The following is a 19,839-nucleotide window of genomic DNA, read 5'->3' on the forward strand; positions in this document are numbered from 1 at the left end:
CAGGAAATCGGCGATGCGCTGAAATCCTGCGACAGTCGTCAGGAGATCGGCTGCGGGAAAGCCATATGCTGCAATGCTTCATAGGCTGCGAGCACGGTCTCCATCTGCGCCGTATGACCGTCGATGAAGGCCTGACCGTAGATGGTCTCGTCGGGATACTCGGTGATGAGCGTCAGCGGCACCGTGTGGCGGTCGTCTACCGAGATCATGCAGGGAAAGCCGTTGATGACCTTGAAGCCGGTATCACCGGCATGGGTCTCGAAGAGCCGGATCTGGGCATTGTTGTAGTCGACGAGGCCGGGGACGGCGGCAAGCCGCCTGCTCACCGCATCGATGAGATATTCGCCCGCCTCGACCCAGCCGGCATGATGGCGCATGATGAGGAAGAAGCCCTTCGGCAGCGTCCACATCGCGAAATTGCGCGGCACGTAGCCGGAGAGCGGCCGTGTCCATTCATGGGCGGGATAGCCGTGCAGGTTGACGTGAAGCTTTGCTCCGGTCAGCCGCTCGGCCTCGATGCGGATGGCTTTCTCAAACAATCCTTCACCGGAGCGGTATTCCAGATCGTCGCCTAGTGCCGTGTAGCGGGAGGCATGATGCATATGGCCGGGATTGTCGGCGCGAAGCCGCCAATGCACCTGGTATCCATCCGGGTTTTCGAGCGGCGAGACCGAAAAATGCGCGCCTGGCTGTCCGGCCAGCTGCTGTGCCGCGCGCAACGCCCCCACGATGCCGGTCGTCTCGTTGGCATGCTGCCCACCTGAGATGATGAGAGCACGGTCGCCCCCGGTGTGATAGCGCGCCGCCACGGCGCGACCCGCGCGCGAGCGGGCCTCGAAGGACACGCCTTCGATCGTCAGAAGCTCTGTCCTGACCTGTTCTGCCGCAAGCGGTGAGATCGCGGCAGCAAGCGGCTGGTATTCGGCGGTCAGTTCCGTTGCTGACAATGGCAGCGTCTCTATGCGAAGGGAGGGTGCGGCATCGGCATAACGGACATTCGGCACGATCTGGCCGGGCTGCAGCCCGCGGTCGCCGATCGGCCGGCCCGATCTCTTCTGGAAGACTTCGAGCAGCGAGAAGTACAAATCCTCGTGCAGAGCCTCGCGCAGACTTACCACTTCGTCGCCGATCGGCAGAGACCGGTCCTCGATCGGCAGGGACACGGCGATGTTCAACTCATCGAAATATGGCTCCGTCGAACCCCAGCTGTGCGAGGCGATCGCCTGCATCGCGCGGTCGAACAAGGTCTCGTAATCAGTCTCCAGCGTTTCACCGGCGGCGCCGTCGATCGAGAGCCAGCCGGTTGGAGACAAAAGGGTCTCACCGACATGATCGGTATGTACCCGGTTGGGGGCAAAGATCCTGTGCGTCTCGGTCGCGCCGTTCTTCCGCGTCAGCGCCACCCGATAGAGAAGTCCGCCCTCGTCCGCCGCTGAAAAGGCAAGCTTGGCACTGCCGACAAGGCCGGCAAGCGGATAGGCTTCCAGAAGGAAGCGGTTCGCCGGGCAGGCGGGATGCCGCGGATAGGCGATATCGATCGCTTCGATCGATCCGAGGTCTGCCTCTTCGAGAAAGAAATGCAGCAGCGGCTTGTAGGCGCTGCGGAAGCGGGCGGATACGCCATATGCGGCGAGCGTCTCCTCGGCCCGGCGCCGGCTCGCTTCGTCGTCGAAGGTCCAGGCCTCGACCCTGGTTCCTCTGGAACCGGAGAATCGTGTGACGAGCGCGTCGAGCGTGCGCTCGAAACTCTTTTCGCAGATGAGTGTCATACGGATGTCCTGCCTGTGGGATCGAGACTGTCGCGCAGCCAGTCGCCAAGGAGATTGAGACCGAGCACGGTCAGGAGAATGGCAAGGCCGGGAAAGACGCTGACCCACCAGGCCGTCTGCAGATAGGTGCGGCCTTCCGCCAGCATGCCGCCCCAACTCGGAGTGGTCGGGTCGATGCCGAGACCGAGGAAGGTGAGGCTGCTTTCGAGAAGGATATTGGTGGCGACGTTCAGCGTCATCAGCACAATGACCGGACCGATGAGGTTTGGCAGCAAGTGCTGCAGGATGATACGCCAGTCCTTCACCCCGATCGCCCGGGCAGAGAGGATGAATTCGCGCTCGCGCAACGCCAGCACGGAACCACGTACGAGGCGGGCATACTGCACCCATTGCGAGACGACGAGCAGGATGATCGTGTTGGCAAGCCCGCCGCCCAGAATGGCGATGAAGGTGATGGCAAGCAGGATGAAGGGCAGCGCCAGCTGGATATCGGCAAAGCGCATGACGACCATGTCCCAGAACCCGCGATAGTACCCGGCGACGAGCCCCATCACGACGCCGAAGACGACGCCGCCGGCGACCGAGACGAAGCCGACGAGCAGCGAGATCCTGCCGCCGGCGATGACCCTTGCCAGCACGTCACGGCCGAGCGGATCGGTGCCGAAGATGTGGGCCGGCCGAGTGAAGGGCGGCACCAGGCGCGACATCAGGTCGATCCTCTCCGCGCCGCCCGGAAAGAGCGTGCCGGAGAAGAGCACCGCGAGGCAGATCGTGCCGAGCAGCACGGCGCCGAGCAGAAATTCGAGCTTCAGGAAATGCGAGGAGGCATCGCGCGCGGCCATGGTCTACTCCGTCCGGATGCGTGGGTCGACGAGGCCATAGGCGATATCGACGAGCAGGTTGACGCCGATGATCATCAGCGAAAGCACGGTGATGACGGCCTGCAGCACGGGATAGTCGCGTGCACCGACGGCATCGAATGCCAGCGTGCCGAGGCCCGGCCAGTTGAAGACGCGCTCGACGACGACGATGCCGCCGAGCAACCCGCCGAACTGCAGGCCGAAATAGGTGATCAGCGGAATGGCGCAGTTGCGCAGGGCATGCTTGTAGAGCACCACGTTCTCGCTGAGGCCCTTGGCGCGCGCGACCATGATATATTGCGACTGCAGCGTTTCCAGCATTGCCGTGCGCACCAGCCGCACATTCGTCGCCGTCAGGATGATCCCCATGGTGACGGCCGGCAGGATGAAGCTGGCAAAACCGTCCATGCCGCTCGGCGGCAGCCATGGAAGAGTGATGGCAAACAGCAGCACGAGCATCGTCGCCAGCCAGAAATTCGGGAAAGAGAGGCCGACGAGGGAAAGAATGCGGATCGCCTGGTCAGCCCATTTGCCCCTGGCCGTAGCCGCCTTGATGCCGAGCGGGATCGAGATGACGATCGAGACGATGAGCGAGGAGGCGGCAAGCGAAAGCGTCGCGGGCAGGGCCTTGCCGATCAGCACCGAAACCGGCGTGCCGCCGAGGAAGCTGCGACCAAAATCAAGCGTGACGATGCCCTTGAGGAAATTCAGATATTGCACGACGAAGGGCTGGTTGAGGCCAAGTCCCTCGCGGATGCGAACGAGATCGGCCTCGGTGACACGGCCGGCACCCTGCGTCAGCATCAGCGCCGGGTCGCCGGTCAGACGGATCGCGAAGGCGACCGTCAGGGTCACGGCAATGACGACGAACACCGCCTGCAGCAGACGTTTGATCAGAAATGCGGCCAAGTCTCGCGTTCCCCTTTTTGCGTGGCCGCCGCCCCTTGTGCGGGGCGGCGGCCGATCTCTTTATTCGACGGTGACGTCGGTGAACTTCAGGCGGCTATCCGGTACTGGCGTGAAGTTTTTCACGCGCTTGTTGATGCCGAAGATCGCGTTGAGGTTATAGAGCGGCATTTCGAGCGCCCGATCAGCGGCGTAGTGGGCGATCTCCTGCAGCAGCTTCTCGCGCTCGGCCTTATCGGTGATGGTGCGCTGCTTGGCGAGCATGTCGTCCATCTTGGGGTCGCTGTCGTAGGGATTCCACTTTTCGCCAGTGTGATACATGGCGACGGCCGTGTTGTCGTAGTCGAGTGTCCAGCCGCCCCAGGACTGCTGGAACATCGCGCCGGTCTTGCCCGACGGGATGATGTCATTGAGCAGCACGTTGGTCTCATAGGGCTTGATCGTCGCCGTGATGCCAATCATCTGAAGATAGGCGGAGATCGCCTGGGCGACCTCGATGAAGGTTGCTTCGTTGCCGCGAAGGTCGATCTGCACGGCAGCACCTGGCGCAACGCCGGCTTCCTTCAGGAGCGCCTTTGCCTGTTCCGGATCGTAGGGCAGCGGCTTCATCGCCGGATCGAAGCCGAAGGAGAGCGGACCCTGGAAGCTGGCGATCGGCACGGCCTGGCCGCCGAGCACCGAGTTGATGATTGCATCGCGGTCGACGCCCATGATCAGCGCCTTGCGCACGCGCTCGTCCTTGGTGATGCCGTCGCGCGTGTTGAAACGCAACGCATAAACCGTCGGACCCGGCGAGGTGACGATGGCGAGCTTGGAATCACCCTGGACGGTCGGGATCATGCCGATCGGAATGGTCGGCGGGATGACGAGGTCGACGCGCCCGGCCTGTAGCTCGGCAATTGCCGTGGAGGGCTCGGCGATGAAGCGGTATTCGAGATCGGAGATCTTCGGTGCGCCGCCCCAATAGTCGGAATTGGCGGCCAGCTGGATGTTGACCTTCGGCTCGTAGGAAACGAACTTGAAGGCGCCGGTGCCGACGGGATGGGCGTTGAAATAGTCGTCGCCCTTTTCCTGGATGTATTTCGGGGGCACGATCATGGCGCCATAGCCGGCAAGTTTGGTCAGAATGACCGGGTCGGCGACCTTCATCTTGAACTCGACGGTGTTGTTGTCGATCACCTCGACACTGCCGATCGAATTGTAGTTGGACTGCTGCGGGCCCTTGGCGCCTTCCGGACCGAGCAGGCGGTCGAAGGTGAACTTCACGGCTGCCGCGTCGAAGGCCTCGCCGTCATGGAACTTCACGCCATCGCGCAGCTTGAAGCGGATGCGCATGCCGTTATCAAGCACCTCCCAGGAGGTCGCAAGGCCGGGCACGAGCTTCAGGTCCGGACCGCGATAGGTCAGGCCATCGAAAATATTGGTCGCGACCGACGCCCAGTTGACGAGAAAGGTGTCAATCGGGTCCCAGCTGCCCGGATCCTGTGGCGAAGAAACGGTCAGCTTGCCGGCGGCGAAGGCGGGTGCTGTCAAAAATGTAGTTCCGGCCATGGCAAGCGTCACCAGAGCCGTCGTCAATCCCCTTTTTAATATTGTCATGCTTATGCTCCCTTTGAAGTATTCATGGTTCGTATCCGTCATGCACTGCGTGCCACAAAGTGGCCTGGCGCGATCTCCTCTTTCGCAAAGAGCGCGGGCTCGTTGCCGATCGGCCGGATCGGGCTTGGAATTTCGCCGTCGAGGGCAAGGTGTTCGCGCTGGCGCCGTGGATCGGCGATCGGCACGGCTGCAAGCAGCCGGCGGGTATAGTCGTGCGACGGCGTCTCGAAGATCTGGCGACGGCTGCCGAATTCCATGATCTGGCCGAGATACAGTACGGCGACGCGATGGCTCATCTTTTCGACCACGGCCATGTCGTGGCTGATGAAGAGATAGGCGAGACCACGCTCCTCCTGCAGATCCATGAAGAGGTTGATGATCTGCGCCTGGATGGAAACGTCGAGCGCCGACAGCGCCTCGTCGGCAATGATCAGCTTCGGATTGGAGGCAAGAGCGCGGGCGATGCAGACGCGCTGGCGCTGGCCGCCGGAAAATTCGTGCGGATAGCGGCGGGCATGTGCCGAGGTCAGCCCGACGCGCTCCAGCAGTGCATCGACGGTTTTGGCAATCTCCTTTTCGCTCTCAAGCAGGCCGTGCGTGCGGATCGGCTCGGCGATCGAGAAGCCGACTGTCTTGCGCGGGTCAAGCGAAGCGTAGGGATCCTGGAAGATATACTGCACGTCCTGCCGCAGCCGCTGGCGCTCTGCCATGCCCATCGACGCTAGCGTCCGGCCACCGAAGGTCATGCTGCCGTCCGTCGCCTTCTGCAATTGCTGGATCGTTCGGCCGATCGTCGATTTGCCGGAGCCGGATTCGCCGACAAGCGCCAGTGTCTCTCCCGGATGGATATCGAAGCTCACCTTCTCGACGGCATGGACGCGATGGGTGACGCGACCGAACAGGCCTTTCTTGATGTCGAAGCGCACCACGAGATCGCGCACCGAAAGCAGGGGAGACGCATCATAGCGCGCAGTGTTCTGGATTCGCTCGGAGCCGGAGAGCTTCGGCTCGCCGTTTTCGAGGATGGTAACCGGCAGCCGCTTCGGGAAGTTCTCGCCCCTCATGCTGCCGAGTTTCGGTACGGCTGCAAGCAGCGTCCGCGTATAGGCATGGACAGGCCTTTCGAACGTCTCGAGCATGGAGCCCTTCTCGACTGCATTGCCCTTCCACATGACCACGACGTCATCGGCCATTTCGGCGACGACGCCCATGTCGTGGGTGATGAAGATCACGGCAGTGCCGAGTTCCTTCTGCAGGTCGCGCAGGATGTTGAGGATCTGCGCCTGGATGGTGACGTCGAGCGCCGTCGTCGGCTCGTCGGCAATCAGGAGGCGCGGCCGGCATGCGAGCGCCATGGCAATCATTACGCGCTGGCGCATGCCGCCGGAGAGCTGGTGCGGATAGCGCGTCAAGAGCTCGGCCGCATCCGGTAGCCGCACCATGTCGAGCAGGCGCCTGGCCTCGGCAAGTGCCGCGCTGTTCGATTTGCCTTCATGCAGCTTCAGGATCTCGGCGATCTGGTCGCCGATCGTGAACACCGGATTCAGCGAAGTCATCGGCTCCTGGAAGATCATGGAGATCTCCTTGCCACGAATGGCGCGCATGCGCTTCTGCGTGAGCGCAAGGAGATCGACCTGGCTGTCTGGCCGGTTGAAGAGGATGCGGCCGGAGGGGAATCGTGCCCCGAGCATGTCGGCAAGCCGCATGACGGAGAGCGAGGTGACCGATTTGCCCGATCCGGATTCGCCCACGATCGCCACAGTCCGCCCGGGAGCGACGGAGAAGCTCAGGTTCTCGACGACACGCGAGGTGCCGAATTCGACGGACAGGTCTTCAACGGAAAGAAGCGGGGAGGGAATGATCACGCCATGTTTCTCATAAGGTAGTCGCAGCTCGGGCAGCCTGGTTGAAGGCACCCGACATGAAGCGCAGTACGGCAGCGAGTTCCGAAAGCGTCTCTTCGGAGGGCCGGGCATTGGCGGTGGAATCGACAAGCAGGTGCTCGCGGATCTGCCCGTAGCGGCTGCAGGCTTCCGCGCCCTTGTCGGTGATCTTGACCGTCTTTTCTTTCGCTGCCCGTCCGGTGGTCAGGAGGCCCGCGGCCTCCAGCTTGCGGATTGCGTAGTTGGCAACGTGCGTATCCTCGATATCGAGTACGAGGCAGATGTCGGCAAGCTTCTTTTCCCGGCCGCGGTGACGGATGGAGTGCAGGATCAGCACCTCCATCGGCGAAAGGCCGGGCAGCCCCGCAGCCGACATGCAACGCACCATCCAGCGCTCGAAGGCATGCGAGGCGAGGATCAATCCGTACTCGACTTCCGACATTCCCGGCGAACCGCCCTCGGCGAGATGAGACGAAGAAACGATTGGACCGATCGAGGCGATCGGACGCAAATGCTTGGGAAGCCTCTTCTTTTCGTCCTCCTTGCGGGTCCGAATTTCTTTCGGTTCTACCGTCATTTGCGTGATCCCCATCTTGGCGAAATTATGCCACCATTTTATCGACATTTTGTCAACGACACGATTGCCTATAATTTCGCCCTGATGATGAAACAAGCAGATCGAGGGGAAGGAGGCTCCGGCGCGGCCCTTGCGGCCGGCTCCGTTGGCGTCCGGCGCGCCGGCCGTCTTACGCGATGGCGCCTCCAAAGACTGCTATGTGATCGATTCTCCCGTGCCATCACCAAACCCACGGGCCACTCCAGCGCCTGGAGGGCAAACCTATCCAATGAACACTGGCGATAATCTCCCTTGGGGTTTACCAATGGCCGGTAAGGCCTTCTGGCGGCTTGCGCCGGCCACAGGAGCGCCGTGCAACGCTCAGAAGGCAGGCAGTGAACAAGTACCTATTCCGGCCACGCATCCTCCAGACGATCCTGGCTCGATCGGAATCAGTTGTCGTCCTCGAGGCGGCCGCAGGCATGGGCAAGTCGGTGGTGCTTACGGACTTGGCCAGCCATTTTGGGGTCGGAATACATCGAGGCAGGGAGGCGCCTGCCACGCGACCGGATAACGGCCCGTGCCTCTGGGATATACCGCCCTACGTCGAGGTCGGCTCCCTGCCGGAGGACTTCCTTTCGGGCGAGAGGCGTCTGTTCATTGCCAAGCGGCCGAACATCCGGCTGCCCGGACTATCGCGCGCGCTTGCCTACGGCCAAGCCTATAAAGCTGATCCAAGTCTCCTCCTGGCAACGACGGAGGAAATCGCTGAGATCGTCGGCCCGGGACATGCGGCTTCACTGCTGGAGAGCAGCGGCGGCTGGCCGCTCCTCGCATTCAATCCGCAGGCGAGCGGTCATGGCAGGCTCGCGGCATTCCTGGGCAGCGAAATACTCGCGACGATGCCACCTGCCGCTCTTGTGGATCTGCGCATCATGCTAGACGACCACCGTATAGGGGGTGATGACCAGGAAGCGCTGCTGCCTTTTGCCAGAGGCGGCGGGCTGCACGTGCCGGGGATTGCCGATGAACTTGCCAGCGCGCTCAACGTTGCGATCGAAGAGCGCGTCGGAACGCCTGCTGACGCCAAGGCCATTGCAGAGGCCTTCATCGCCAGTGGCTATCCGGTGCAGGCCATCGAGATCTTCCAGCGAGCCGGCTTTAACGACAATGCCCTGCGCGTTCTCGTGGAGGCAAATGGCATTTTTCTACTCTATTTCCACGGTCCGGATGCCTTTGACCGCGTGCTCGCCGGCTTTCCGCGCAGCTATGCACTTCAGAGCGAGGTGCTGGTGCTCTGTCTCGCATTGCAGGCTCTCAAGCATGGCGACGTGTCGAGGGCGAGGCGGCTGCTTGCAGATCGTTTCGGCGATCTCGCCAATGATCCGGAAGCGGTGTTTTCGCACCGCTCGGTCTTCTCGCGCGAGTTTCGCGCCTTTCGGCTGTTGATGCTGATCTACGAGGACTACTTCTTTTCGGAAGAATTGCTCGAGATCTGTTTCGCGCTGGTCGCGGAATTCCCGCTCGATGATCACCTCTTTCGAGGCAGCTTCTACAATTCCGTGCTCGAATTCTACATCCGCAACCGCCGCTTTGCCCAAGCCGAGGAGGTGGCGCAGCGGGCCATGTATCACTATGAGCGCGCAAAGGCGCCGATGCTTTGCTTCTATATCAGCCTGCATCAGGCATTGATCCGCCTGCTGATGGGCGATGCGCTTGCAGCCCGCAAGCACTCGGCACTTGCAGCACAGAGCCTGCGGGAGCTGCCCTTCGACAGTCCGAACGACGTGCGCCTGCAGGCGCTGCTCGAGGCTTGCATCGAGTATGAGGGCGGGCGGGCTGAGCCGCTGGCGCGGTTCCTCAGCCTCGAGATCGATGATTTCTCGCATGGCGAAATTTGGCCGAGCCTGCTTGAATTCGCGCTGCATTATGGCAGCCAGGCCCTTGGCGACCATTTTTCGACGATCGCGGCCCGAAGCTTTCTCGACCGCTGGCGCGTCTACCAAGTGTCCAACAAACAGTTCCAGGCGATGATCGAGATCCGTGAGGCCGCCGTGCTGCAGAATGCCAGCCGCTGGCAGGAAGCCGCCCAGCGCCTCAGCGCAATCAGCTCCCGCATCGATCGAAACTGGGTCCTGAGCGCCGGGCCTGAACTCGCGGGGCTGCATGATCGCGATGAAATCGCGCTTGCATTGGCCTGGTTGCGACAGGCGACCTATGAGCAGCCCGGCCGCGAGCGGCTGGAGGAACTCATTGCCAGCATTATCGGGAACCTGCACCTGACGGACCGACAGCGCATGGGCTCGGAAATCTGGCTCGCCTATATCGCCAAGCGCCGGCGCGACCTGACCCGCGCCCGCTCGATCCTGCAGAAGACCTTCGAAGACTGCGCCCGCCTTGGCGCGATCGCGCCGCTTTCCGAGGAGCGCATGTTCCTTGAGGAGCTTATCGACAACCAGCGCATCGGCGGCTTCCTTTCGACCTCGCTGCCCGTCAAGCAGATCATTCGCAAGCTTCGAGACAGCGGCAGGCTTTCCAGCCCATCGGGCGGGCGAAACGAGCTTTCGCGGCGCGAGAGCAAGATCCTGCTGATGATCACCGAGGGAGCGGCGAACAAATTCATCGCCAATACCCTGGGTCTCAGCGAGGCGACGGTGAAATTCCATCTGGGAAACGTCTACCGCAAGCTTGGCTGCCGCAACCGACAGGAGGCGATCAGCTCTGCCCGCGCGCTCGGCATTGTCAGCTGATCGAGCTCAACCAGGAGAGGTCAGGCGCCAAGATTTGCACAAAACCTATACCATTTAAGCAAAAACCTAGACCTGCCTTCTGTTGAGCAGAGTTTTGCCCTTGTGCAATCTTTGCTGCAGGCCTTTTCCGACACAAGGCGGAAGCGGGCAAAAAAGCGAGGCAGAAGCTCCCGGCGACCCAAGCGCCGGCCGCTGTCTGTGTCGCCGGACGTGATTGGGCCGCCTACTCAGCAGGCACGGAAGATGCCGGGGTGGCCGATCAGACAGAAATTGCGATCTCCAAGGGATCGCGGGGAACTTTTGAACCGGGAGACATTATGAGCAAGTTGAAATTCGTTGCATCAACCGCGATCGCCGCGCTTCTCGCCGGCTTTGCGGGCACCGCGGCGGCCAAGACCGTCGTGACCATGAACACCGTGCAGATCTTCGGGTCCATCGATCCCGCAAAGATCTCCGACTATACCGACTACATGGCGGCGGTGAACCTCTATGACGGTCTCGTCACTGTCGACTCCAGCGGCAACCTGCAGCCGGAACTCGCCGAGAGCTGGACGGTATCGCCGGATGCCAAGGAAGTTACCTTCAAGCTCCGCCCTGACGCACATTTCACCGATGGTTCGCCAGTCGAGGCTTCCGACGTCGTCTATTCCTTCGAGCGGCTGCTCAAGATCAATCTCGGCCCGGCAAACCTCTTTGCCGATGTGCTGAAGCCAGGCTCGGTCATTGCCGTCGATCCGCAGACGGTCAAGTTCACGCTGGCGAAGGCATTCGCGCCCTTCCTCAGCACCGTTCCGGCCGTCTTCATCGTCAATGCCGACGTAGTGAAGGCCAATGCCGGTAGCGATGACGGCCAGACCTACCTCGCGACGAACACAGCCGGTGCCGGCCCCTACACGCTCACGCAATGGGATCGCGGTGCGTCGATGACCATCGAGCGCGACCCGAAATACTACAAGGGCTTCGGCGAGGGTCCCATCGACGAGGTGCGCTGGATCATCACCAATGACGAAGCGACCGTGCGTTCGCTTGCTGCCTCCGGCGAGTTGACGATGAGCAGCCAGTACCAGGCGCCCGATACCTACAAGGCGCTCAAGGAGATGGGCCGCTTCAACATCGTCAGCGAGGATACGACCGTGGGCTTCTACCTGAAGCTCAACACCAAGGTGCCGCCGACCGACGACATCCATATCCGCCGCGCGCTCGCTTATGCCACGGACTACGGCACGATCCGTGACGTCATCCTGCCGGGTGGTCAGTTGAACGGTCCGCTGCCGGCCGGCTTTGCGGACTTCTATGCGAGCGATCTGCAGGCGCCCAAATACGACCTCGAGGCCGCAAAGGCCGAGATCGCCCAGTCGAAATATGCCGGCGGCGAGATTCCGATCACGCTTGGCTATGTCGCGGGCACGAAGTTCGAGGAGGAGATCAGCCTTCTGATGCAGGCGAACCTCGAGCAACTCGGCTTCAAGGTGACGCAGCAGGCCGATCCCTGGAACCGCATCACCGAGATCTCCAACAAGGTCGAGACGACACCGGCCGTCAACCAGATCTTCTTCGGGCCGACCTATCCCTCGCCGGATTCCATGTTCTTCACGCAGTATCATTCGAAGGCCGCCGGCACCTGGGCATCGGCCGAGTGGCTGCAGGATCCGGCAATCGATGCCCTGATCGACAAGGCGCGCGAGACATCGGACAAGACGCAGCAGGCCGAGATCTACAAGGAACTGCAGCACAAGATCGTCGACCTCCAGCCCGACGTGTTCCTGCAGACGCAGACCGTGCAGCATGCGATGGACAAATGCCTGGAAGGCTTCCACTCCGTGCCCATGCAGTCCTTCGACTACAAGTTCACACGCTACAAGTGGACCTGCAAGTAACGGCTGGCCCGTGCTTCAGGCTCCTTCCCGCGATCGGGTAGGCGCCTGAAGCGGGGCGGCCATCCGCGGCCGTCCTCGTCCCACCATTCTGAGACAAGGCTGGAACATTGGAATTCCTCCTCTTCATGATCAGGCGCGTGCTCTGGTCGCTGCTGGTGCTCTTCGGGCTCTCGATCGTGATCTTCACGATCGCCCGCGGCATGCCCGGCGATCCGGTGCGCCTGGCGCTCGGACCGCGTGCCAGCAACGAGCAGGTGGAGCAGCTGCGCGAGACGCTCGGCTTCAACAAGCCGCTGATCCAGCAATACGGCATCTATGTCGCGGGCCTGGCCGAGGGCGATCTCGGCCTGTCGCTTCTGACCAAGCGGCCAGTTAGCGACGACATCCGCGAAACCTTCGCCGCAACCTTCGAACTGGTGTTGGCGACGATCACGATTGCTTTCGTGTTCGGCGTTCCGCTCGGTGTGGCGGCGGCACGCTGGAAGGACAAGTGGCCGGACAATCTGGTGCGACTGATCGCGATATTCTCAGCCGTAACGCCAAGCTTCTTCCTCGCGCTGGTGCTGCAGATCCTTGCCGGCTACGTGCTGCATATCCTGCCGACGACCGGCCGGCTGCCGCCGGGGATCGCTTTCAGCGCCGACATTACCGGCCTCATCACCGTCGATTCCCTCCTCCAGGGCCGGTTCGACGTCTTCGGAGAGGCGCTGCGCTACCTGCTGCTGCCCTCATTTGCGCTCGCTGCCGCCACCATGGGACAGATCGCCCGCATCACGCGCTCCTCGATGATCGACGTCGCCAGCCAGGACTATATCGAGGCGAGCCGTGCCTTCGGCATTCCGGAGCGAGTGCGTGTTTTCAAATACATGCTGCGGCCGAGCTTCGTGCCACCTCTGACCATATCCGGTCTCGAATTTGCATCTCTGATCGGCAATGCCTTTGTCGTTGAGCTCGTCTTTGCCTGGCCCGGCATGGCGGCTTACGGCGTGCGCACCATCATGCAGAAAGACCTGAATGCCGTCATGGGCGTGGTGATCGTCTCCGGCGTCTTCTTCGTCATCGTCAATCTCGCAATCGATGTGCTGGTCGGCATTGTCGATCCACGCATCCGTATCCGGGGGAGGCGCTGATGTCCGACACGCCCATGGTCGAGGTCGACCGGCTCTCCAACGCCTACCAGAACTGGTACCGCTTCTCGCGCAATCCGACGGCCGTCATCGGCGCGGTGATCGTCATCATCTGCGTGCTTGCGGCGCTTCTCGCTCCCTGGATCACCCCGCACCCCGAGCATGTCGGCGCCGCGGTCAATTTCCGCGTCCGTCATCTGCCGCCTTCGACCGAATACTGGTTCGGAACCGACAATGTCGGCCGCGACATCTTCAGCCGTGTCGTCTTCGGCATGCGCATCTCGCTGCTTCTGGCTCTTGTCGTGCTTGGAACCGCTGTACCCGTCGGCACGATCCTCGGCATGCTTGCCGGCTATTTCGGCGGCTGGGTCGAAGCGATCATCATGCGCATCACAGATATTGCGCTCGCGATCCCGCCGCTCGTCATGGCACTCGCTGTGGCGGCAGTGCTGTCGCCGAACCTCATCAATTCGTTGCTCGCCATTTCCGCGCTCTGGTGGACCTGGCATACACGGCTCATCTACTCGATCACCAAGCAGGTGCGCAGCCAGGAATTCATCGAGGCGGCAGAGACGCTCGGCGCCAGCAAGTTCCACATTCTCTTTCGCGAAATCCTGCCGAACTGTGTTTCGGCAATCGCGGTGAAGACCTCGCTCGATTGCGGCTTCGTCATCCTCGTCGGCGCATCGCTCTCCTTCCTGGGCCTCGGCATCCAGCCGCCGACGCCGGATCTCGGCACCATGGTCGCGCAAGGGGCATCCTTCCTGCCGGACTACTGGTGGGAATCGGTTCTTCCCGGCTCGGCAATCCTTTTTGTAGCGCTTGGCTTCAATCTCTTGGGCGACGGCCTGCGTGACCTCTTCGATGTGCAGGAGGTCAGATGAGCTTCCCGCTTCTGCGTGTCAGCAACCTCTCCGTCGAATTCTCGACCTACGGCCGCACCAGCCGCGTGCTGCATGGCGTGAGCCTCGATGTGCCAGCCCGTTCGCAAGTCGCCCTGGTCGGCGAGAGCGGCTCGGGCAAGACGGTGACGATGAAGGCGATCATGGGCCTTCTGCGACAGCCGCCAGCGCGCACTACCAATGGCGAGATTTACTATGACGGAGCGGACCTCCTCACCATGCCGGACAAGGAGCGCCTCAGGCTACGCGGCACGGCCATGTCCATGGTCTTCCAGGACCCAATGAGCTCCCTGAACCCTGTCTTCACCATCGGTGACCAGATGGGCACCATCCTGAAATACGCCGACAAGCGGCTCGGCCGCTCCCGCTCCCGCAGGGAGCGCATCGCCCGTGTTCATCAGGTGCTCGAACAGGTCCGCATGCCCGATCCGGAGCGGATCGCGCGTTCCTTCCCGATCATGCTGTCGGGCGGCATGCGCCAGCGCGTGCTGATTGCCATGGCGCTGCTCAGCGAACCGCAGCTCCTCATCGCCGACGAGCCGGGCACTGCGCTCGACGTCACGACGCAGGCGCAGATCCTCAGGCTGCTCAAGGACCTCGTCGAGGAGCGTGGCCTGGCACTGTTGATGATCACCCACAATCTTGGCGTGGTGCGCGAAACCTCGAACTATGTCTACGTGATGAACAAGGGCGTCATCGTCGAGCACGGCGAGACGGCCGGCATCTTCGAAGCGCCGCGTGATCCCTACACCCGGAGCCTGATCGATGCCGTGCCGCGTCTTACGGGCGGCATGCGCTTCGGCGGGGAGGCAAGGGCATGAGTAGGCCGATGCTGGAAATCAGAAGCCTCAGAAAATCCTTTTCCGTCCGCAATGCCTTCGGCCGCCAGATCGGCGAGGTAAGGGCGGTGGACGATGTCTCGTTCTCGATCGAGAAGGGGCAGGTCTATGGCCTTGCCGGTGAAAGCGGCTCGGGCAAGTCGACCATCGCCCGGATGATCATGGGGCTCGAACAGCCCGATGAGGGCGAGATCCAGATCGACGGGGAGAGCCTTTCGAGATCGTCTCGCGGCCATCGGCGGCACGTGCAGATGGTGTTCCAGAATCCGGGTTCCTCGCTCAATCCGCGCCGCACGGTCGGTCAGTCGGTCGCCGTGCCGCTCGATGCGCATTCCTTCGAGCGCAACAAGCGCCAGCGGATTTCCGAGCTATTGGAGATGGTGCAGCTTCCGGCCAATTTCGCGGAGCGTTATCCGCATGAGCTTTCCGGCGGCCAGAAGCAGCGTGTGGCGATCGCTCGCGCGCTTGCGGTCGAGCCGAAGCTGCTGGTGCTCGACGAACCCACCTCGGCACTCGATGTCTCGGTGCAGGCGCGTGTCATCGATCTGCTTGCCGATCTCGGGCGGCGCATGGACCTCACCTATCTCTTCATTTCCCATGATTTGAGCCTGATGCGCAATTTTGCGGGCAGGGTCGGCGTGCTCTACCGCGGCCAGATCGTCGAGACCGGCAGCTCGACCGCCGTCTTCGAAAACCCATCCCACGACTACACCCGGCTTCTCCTCGCCTCCGTTCCGGTCATCTCGAAGGAGGAAGAGGCGATGCGCCCAAAAATTCCATTGATCGACGGGGAGATCCCGACGGCAGAGAAACTGCTGGCGCTTCGGGGAGCCGATCCAAGAGCAAGTCACGAACGAGGTTAGACTGATGATTAGAATTGGTATCGATGTCGGCGGCACCAACACGGACGCCGTCATCATGAACGGGCCGGAGGTGATCGCCGGGGTTAAGTCTGCGACCACTGCGGACGTCATGAGCGGCGTCGTCAACGCGCTGCGTGACGTGCTTGCCGCCTCTCAGATGGATGCTTCCGCGGTCGATTTCGTCATGATCGGGACGACGCATTTTACCAATGCAGTCGTTCAACGCCGCGATCTGGCGCAGACCGCGGCAGTCCGCCTCGGCCTGCCGGCGACTGCTTCGCTTCCGCCGATGGTCGACTGGCCGGAGGATCTGAAGCAGGCGATCGGCAACCATGCCTATCTCGCCCATGGCGGCAACGAATTCGATGGGCGCGTCATCTCGCCGCTCGACGAGGAAGAGCTGCTCCGCATCGCCGGCGACATCAAGGCGAAGGGCATCAACACGATCGCCATCACCTCGGTCTTCTCGCCGGTCAGCACCGATTTCGAAAAGCGCGCCGCCGAAATCTTCGAGAAGGCGCTGCCCGGTGCCCATATCACGCTCTCCAGCGAGATCGGCCGCATCGGCCTTCTCGAGCGCGAGAACGCGGCAATCATGAATGCGTGCCTGCGCGACCTCTCGGCCCATGTCATCGATGCATTCCGCAAGGCGATCAGCGAGGCGGGCATCAGGGGCAAGTTCTTCCTGACGCAGAATGACGGTACGCTGATGGATGCCGCCTTCGCCGAGAAATTCCCGGTCCTGACCTTTGCCTCGGGGCCGACCAATTCCATGCGCGGAGCCGCCTTCCTCTCCGGCGTCAGCGACGCGATCGTCGTCGATATCGGCGGCACCACCTCCGATGTCGGCTCGCTGCAGAAAGGCTTCCCGCGCCAGGCGACAGTTGCAGTCGAAGTCGGCGGCGTGCGCACCAACTTCCGCATGCCCGACGTCTTCTCGATCGGGCTCGGCGGCGGCTCGCATGTCGTCGAAACCGAAAGCGGCATCAAGGTCGGACCGGTCTCTGTCGGCTATCGCATCCAGACCGAGGCGCTTGTGTTCGGTGGCGAGACGCTGACGACCACCGACATCACGGTTGCCGCCGGCAATGCGAAGCTCGGTGAGCCGAGCAAGGTCTCCCATCTCTCCGCTGACCTTCTGCAACGCGTCCAGGCGAAGATCCATGACATGCTGGAGGATTGCGTCGAGCGCTCGCGCCTCTCGCCCGATCCGCTGCCGGTCATCGTCGTCGGCGGTGGTTCCATCCTCGTCAACCGTCCCATCGCCGGTCTCGAGGTGATCAAGCCTTCCCATTTCGGTGTCGCCAATGCCGTCGGTGCGGCGATCGCGCAGGTCTCTGGGGAAGTGGACCGCGTCTACGCGCTTGCGGAGATGGGCCGAGAGAAGTCTCTCGAGGACGCCAAGACCCGCGCCATCGACGCTGCCGTCGCGGCGGGTGCTGCGCGTGAATCCATCGAGATCGTCGATGTCGAGGACGTGCCGCTCGCCTATCTCCCGGGCAATGCCACCCGCATCCGCGTCAAGGCCGTGGGAGAGCTCAATGCCCGTTGAAGGTTACCTGCTCAGGGAAGAGGATCTGCTTCCCCTTTCGATCGGTGCGGCGCTGCTCGGCACCGGCGGCGGCGGCAATCCCTATATCGGCATGCTGCGTGCCCGCGAACTGATGCGCAAGGGAGCGCAAGTTCGCGTCATGCCCCTGGAAGCACTCGCCGATGACAGCTGGGTCGCCGAGGTCGGCGGCATCGGCGCGCCGGTCGTCGGCGTCGAGAAAATCGAGGAAGGCGGCGAATGCTATCGTGCGATGCGCGCCGTAGAGGAGACGGCCGGCGTCAAGGTATCCGCCGTCATCTCCGCCGAGATCGGCGGGGCGAACTCGATCGAACCGATCATCGCCGCCGCAATGGCGGGTCTGCCGGTGGTCGATGGCGACGGCATGGGCCGTGCCTTCCCGGAAGTCCAGATGACGACCTACATGATCTACGGAGCACCCGTCGCGCCGGCAGCGATCGCCGACGAGAAAGGCAATGTCGTCGTCTTCAAGGATGTCATCGACATGTTCTGGCTTGAGCGCTTTGCCCGTGACACCGCGGTCGCCATGGGAGCAGGGGCGGGCTTTGCCACGGCGCCAATGCGCGGCGACTTTGTCCGCCGCACTGCCATTCCCGGCACGGTTAGCCAGGCGCTCGAGATCGGCCGCACGGTGCTCGATGCCCGTGCCAGGCGCCAGAACGTCGTCGATCGTGTCTGCGAGAGCGCCGGCGCAAAGCTGTTCTTCACCGGCAAGATCACCGATATCCGCCGGGAGTTGAAGGGCGGCTTTGCCCGCGGCCATGCGATCATCGCGGGTACGGGCGACTGGACCGGCTCTGAGGCGCGCATCGCCATCCAGAACGAGAACCTCGTGCTCTGGATCGACGAGAGGCCCGTGATCATGGTGCCGGACCTCATCATGAATCTCGAAATCGATACCGGCGAACCGATCACGACGGAGATGTTGCGCTACGGCCAGCGGGTGGCCGTCATCGGTCTGCCGGTGCATGACCTGATGAAGACGCCGCGCGCGCTCGAAATCGTCGGGCCGAAGGCATTCGGCTTCCCTGAACTCTCTTTCGAACCGCTGATCACCCGCCAGGCCGCGGAATAAGAGGAAACATGAAGACCTTGAGAACGATCTATGCCGAGGATCTCGAAGATATCGCCATCGGCGGCGCCATTCTCGGCACGGGTGGCGGTGGGGATCCCTATGTCGGCAAACTGATGGCGCAGGAGGCGATCCGCAAGCATGGCCCGGTGAAGCTTATCGATGTCGAGGAACTGCCTGATGATGCGCTGGTCGTGCCCGTCTGCATGATGGGTGCGCCGACTGTGATGACCGAGAAGTTGCCCCAGGGCGACGAGCTGATGAACGCCTTCCGGCAATTGGAAAAGGTGCTTGGCCGCAAGATCGATGCGGTGCTCTGCGGCGAGGCTGGTGGCATCAATTCGACCACCCCCTTCGTGGTTGCAGCGGCCAGCGGCCTGCCGCTGGTCGATGGCGACGGTATGGGGCGTGCATACCCCGAACTCCAAATGGAGACCTTCGGCCTGCACGGTGTCTCCGCCACACCGATGGTTCTCTGCGACGACAAGGGTAATTCCCTGGTACTCGAGACCGTCAACAATGCCTGGACGGAGCGTCTGGCACGTACTGCCACCGTTGAAATGGGTGGTTCGGCCTTGCTCGCCTTCTATCCGATGAACGGCGAAATCGCCAAGAAGGCGGTGGTGCGCGGCACACTTTCCCTCTGCATCAATCTCGGCCGGACTCTTCGCGAGACCCGTGCTGCGCACGCCGATCCGGTTGCCGCCGTCACTGATATGCTCGGCGCCGCTATCATCTTCAACGGCCGCGTCAAGGATGTCGACCGCCGGACGGTGGGTGGTTTTGCCCGGGGCAGCGCCCGCTTTGACGGCCTGGATGAATGGAAGGACCACACCTTCAAACTCGACTTCCAGAACGAGTTCCTGGTGGCCGAGAGAGATGGTGAGATCATATGTACGACGCCGGATCTCATTACGCTGCTTGAAGCCGAAAGCGGAAATCCCGTAACGGCGGACTCGCTTCGCTACGGACTGCGACTCGTGGCGCTGGCCTTCCCCTGCAATCCGCAATGGCAGACGCCTGCGGGCATCGCTCTCGTGGGTCCGCGCTATTTTGGCTACGACGCCGACTACAGACCTTATGCGTTCCGTGGTTGAGATGGCGGACAAGAGTGGCGGGTAGACCAGGAACCGGACCACGCAAGCATGCCACCGTCAAGGCGAGGGGCCCGCTGTCATCGCATCTGTCGGTTGAGTGACCGGCAAGATTGCGGATAGCGGGCCTTCTTTCCCTCGCCGGCAAGGTCAATGCATCCCGGCGCTTCTG

Annotated in this window: 15 protein-coding genes; 9 read left to right on the plus strand and 6 right to left on the minus strand. The window is 62.3% G+C overall.

From position 1 onward, the window contains the following. Positions 1 to 38: 38 nt before the first annotated feature. The 6 genes from EV286_RS29495 to EV286_RS29520 are packed head-to-tail and all read right to left on the minus strand — an operon-like array spanning position 39 to position 7,594. Positions 39 to 1,769, minus strand: coding sequence for a M14 family zinc carboxypeptidase (locus EV286_RS29495; RefSeq protein WP_132960814.1), 1,731 nt, complete (start codon positions 1,767 to 1,769; stop codon positions 39 to 41). After that, on the minus strand, positions 1,766 to 2,611 hold the full coding sequence (locus EV286_RS29500; RefSeq protein WP_132960815.1) for an ABC transporter permease: 846 nt from the start codon (positions 2,609 to 2,611) through the stop codon (positions 1,766 to 1,768). The genes EV286_RS29495 and EV286_RS29500 overlap by 4 nt, the downstream gene beginning before the upstream one ends. A 3-nt stretch (positions 2,612 to 2,614) precedes the next feature. Next, positions 2,615 to 3,538 (minus strand): ABC transporter permease, encoded by a 924-nt coding sequence (locus EV286_RS29505; protein ID WP_132960816.1) that lies wholly within the window; start codon positions 3,536 to 3,538, stop codon positions 2,615 to 2,617. Between the two features lie 60 nt (positions 3,539 to 3,598). After that, complete coding sequence (locus tag EV286_RS29510) at positions 3,599 to 5,134, minus strand: ABC transporter substrate-binding protein (protein WP_132960817.1); 1,536 nt, start codon at positions 5,132 to 5,134, stop codon at positions 3,599 to 3,601. Between the two features lie 38 nt (positions 5,135 to 5,172). Then, positions 5,173 to 6,999, minus strand: coding sequence for a dipeptide ABC transporter ATP-binding protein (locus tag EV286_RS29515; protein WP_245500874.1), 1,827 nt, complete (start codon positions 6,997 to 6,999; stop codon positions 5,173 to 5,175). Positions 7,000 to 7,009: 10 nt separating this feature from the next. Continuing rightward, the gene (locus tag EV286_RS29520; RefSeq protein ID WP_132960819.1) at positions 7,010 to 7,594 is read right to left on the minus strand and encodes a winged helix DNA-binding protein; all 585 of its coding nucleotides are present in this window, start codon (positions 7,592 to 7,594) and stop codon (positions 7,010 to 7,012) included. Positions 7,595 to 7,968: 374 nt separating this feature from the next. Between EV286_RS29520 and EV286_RS29525 the strand changes: the two genes are divergently transcribed. The 9 genes from EV286_RS29525 to EV286_RS29565 all read left to right on the plus strand — a co-directional run bounded on the left by EV286_RS29525 (position 7,969) and on the right by EV286_RS29565 (position 19,670). Further along, entirely contained in the window at positions 7,969 to 10,323 is a 2,355-nt protein-coding gene (locus tag EV286_RS29525) for a LuxR C-terminal-related transcriptional regulator (protein ID WP_132960820.1), read from the plus strand. A gap of 317 nt (positions 10,324 to 10,640) precedes the next feature. After that, positions 10,641 to 12,200: an ABC transporter substrate-binding protein gene (locus EV286_RS29530; protein WP_132960821.1), complete on the plus strand. Its 1,560-nt coding sequence runs from the start codon at positions 10,641 to 10,643 to the stop codon at positions 12,198 to 12,200. A 125-nt stretch (positions 12,201 to 12,325) separates the two neighbouring features. Then, positions 12,326 to 13,330, plus strand: coding sequence for an ABC transporter permease (locus tag EV286_RS29535; RefSeq protein ID WP_245500875.1), 1,005 nt, complete (start codon positions 12,326 to 12,328; stop codon positions 13,328 to 13,330). Then, a complete protein-coding gene (locus EV286_RS29540; RefSeq protein ID WP_245500876.1) occupies positions 13,330 to 14,211 on the plus strand; it encodes an ABC transporter permease in 882 nt (293 codons plus the stop codon). The genes EV286_RS29535 and EV286_RS29540 overlap by 1 nt, the downstream gene beginning before the upstream one ends. Next, positions 14,208 to 15,050, plus strand: coding sequence for an ABC transporter ATP-binding protein (locus EV286_RS29545; protein ID WP_132960823.1), 843 nt, complete (start codon positions 14,208 to 14,210; stop codon positions 15,048 to 15,050). The genes EV286_RS29540 and EV286_RS29545 overlap by 4 nt, the downstream gene beginning before the upstream one ends. Beyond that, positions 15,047 to 15,931 (plus strand): oligopeptide/dipeptide ABC transporter ATP-binding protein, encoded by an 885-nt coding sequence (locus EV286_RS29550; protein WP_132960824.1) that lies wholly within the window; start codon positions 15,047 to 15,049, stop codon positions 15,929 to 15,931. The genes EV286_RS29545 and EV286_RS29550 overlap by 4 nt, the downstream gene beginning before the upstream one ends. A 4-nt stretch (positions 15,932 to 15,935) precedes the next feature. Further along, the gene (locus tag EV286_RS29555) at positions 15,936 to 17,483 is read left to right on the plus strand and encodes a hydantoinase/oxoprolinase family protein (protein ID WP_132960825.1); all 1,548 of its coding nucleotides are present in this window, start codon (positions 15,936 to 15,938) and stop codon (positions 17,481 to 17,483) included. Further along, positions 17,473 to 18,576, plus strand: a complete 1,104-nt coding sequence (locus tag EV286_RS29560; protein ID WP_132960826.1) for a DUF917 domain-containing protein — start codon at positions 17,473 to 17,475, stop codon at positions 18,574 to 18,576. The genes EV286_RS29555 and EV286_RS29560 overlap by 11 nt, the downstream gene beginning before the upstream one ends. Positions 18,577 to 18,584: 8 nt before the next feature. Then, positions 18,585 to 19,670 carry a DUF917 domain-containing protein gene (locus tag EV286_RS29565; protein WP_132960827.1) on the plus strand — a complete coding sequence of 362 codons (1,086 nt, stop codon included), beginning with the start codon at positions 18,585 to 18,587 and terminating at the stop codon, positions 19,668 to 19,670. Positions 19,671 to 19,839 lie beyond the last annotated feature (169 nt).

It is taken from the genome of Rhizobium sp. BK251 (assembly GCF_004345245.1).
In the GTDB taxonomy this organism is placed as follows: Bacteria; Pseudomonadota; Alphaproteobacteria; order Rhizobiales; family Rhizobiaceae; genus Rhizobium.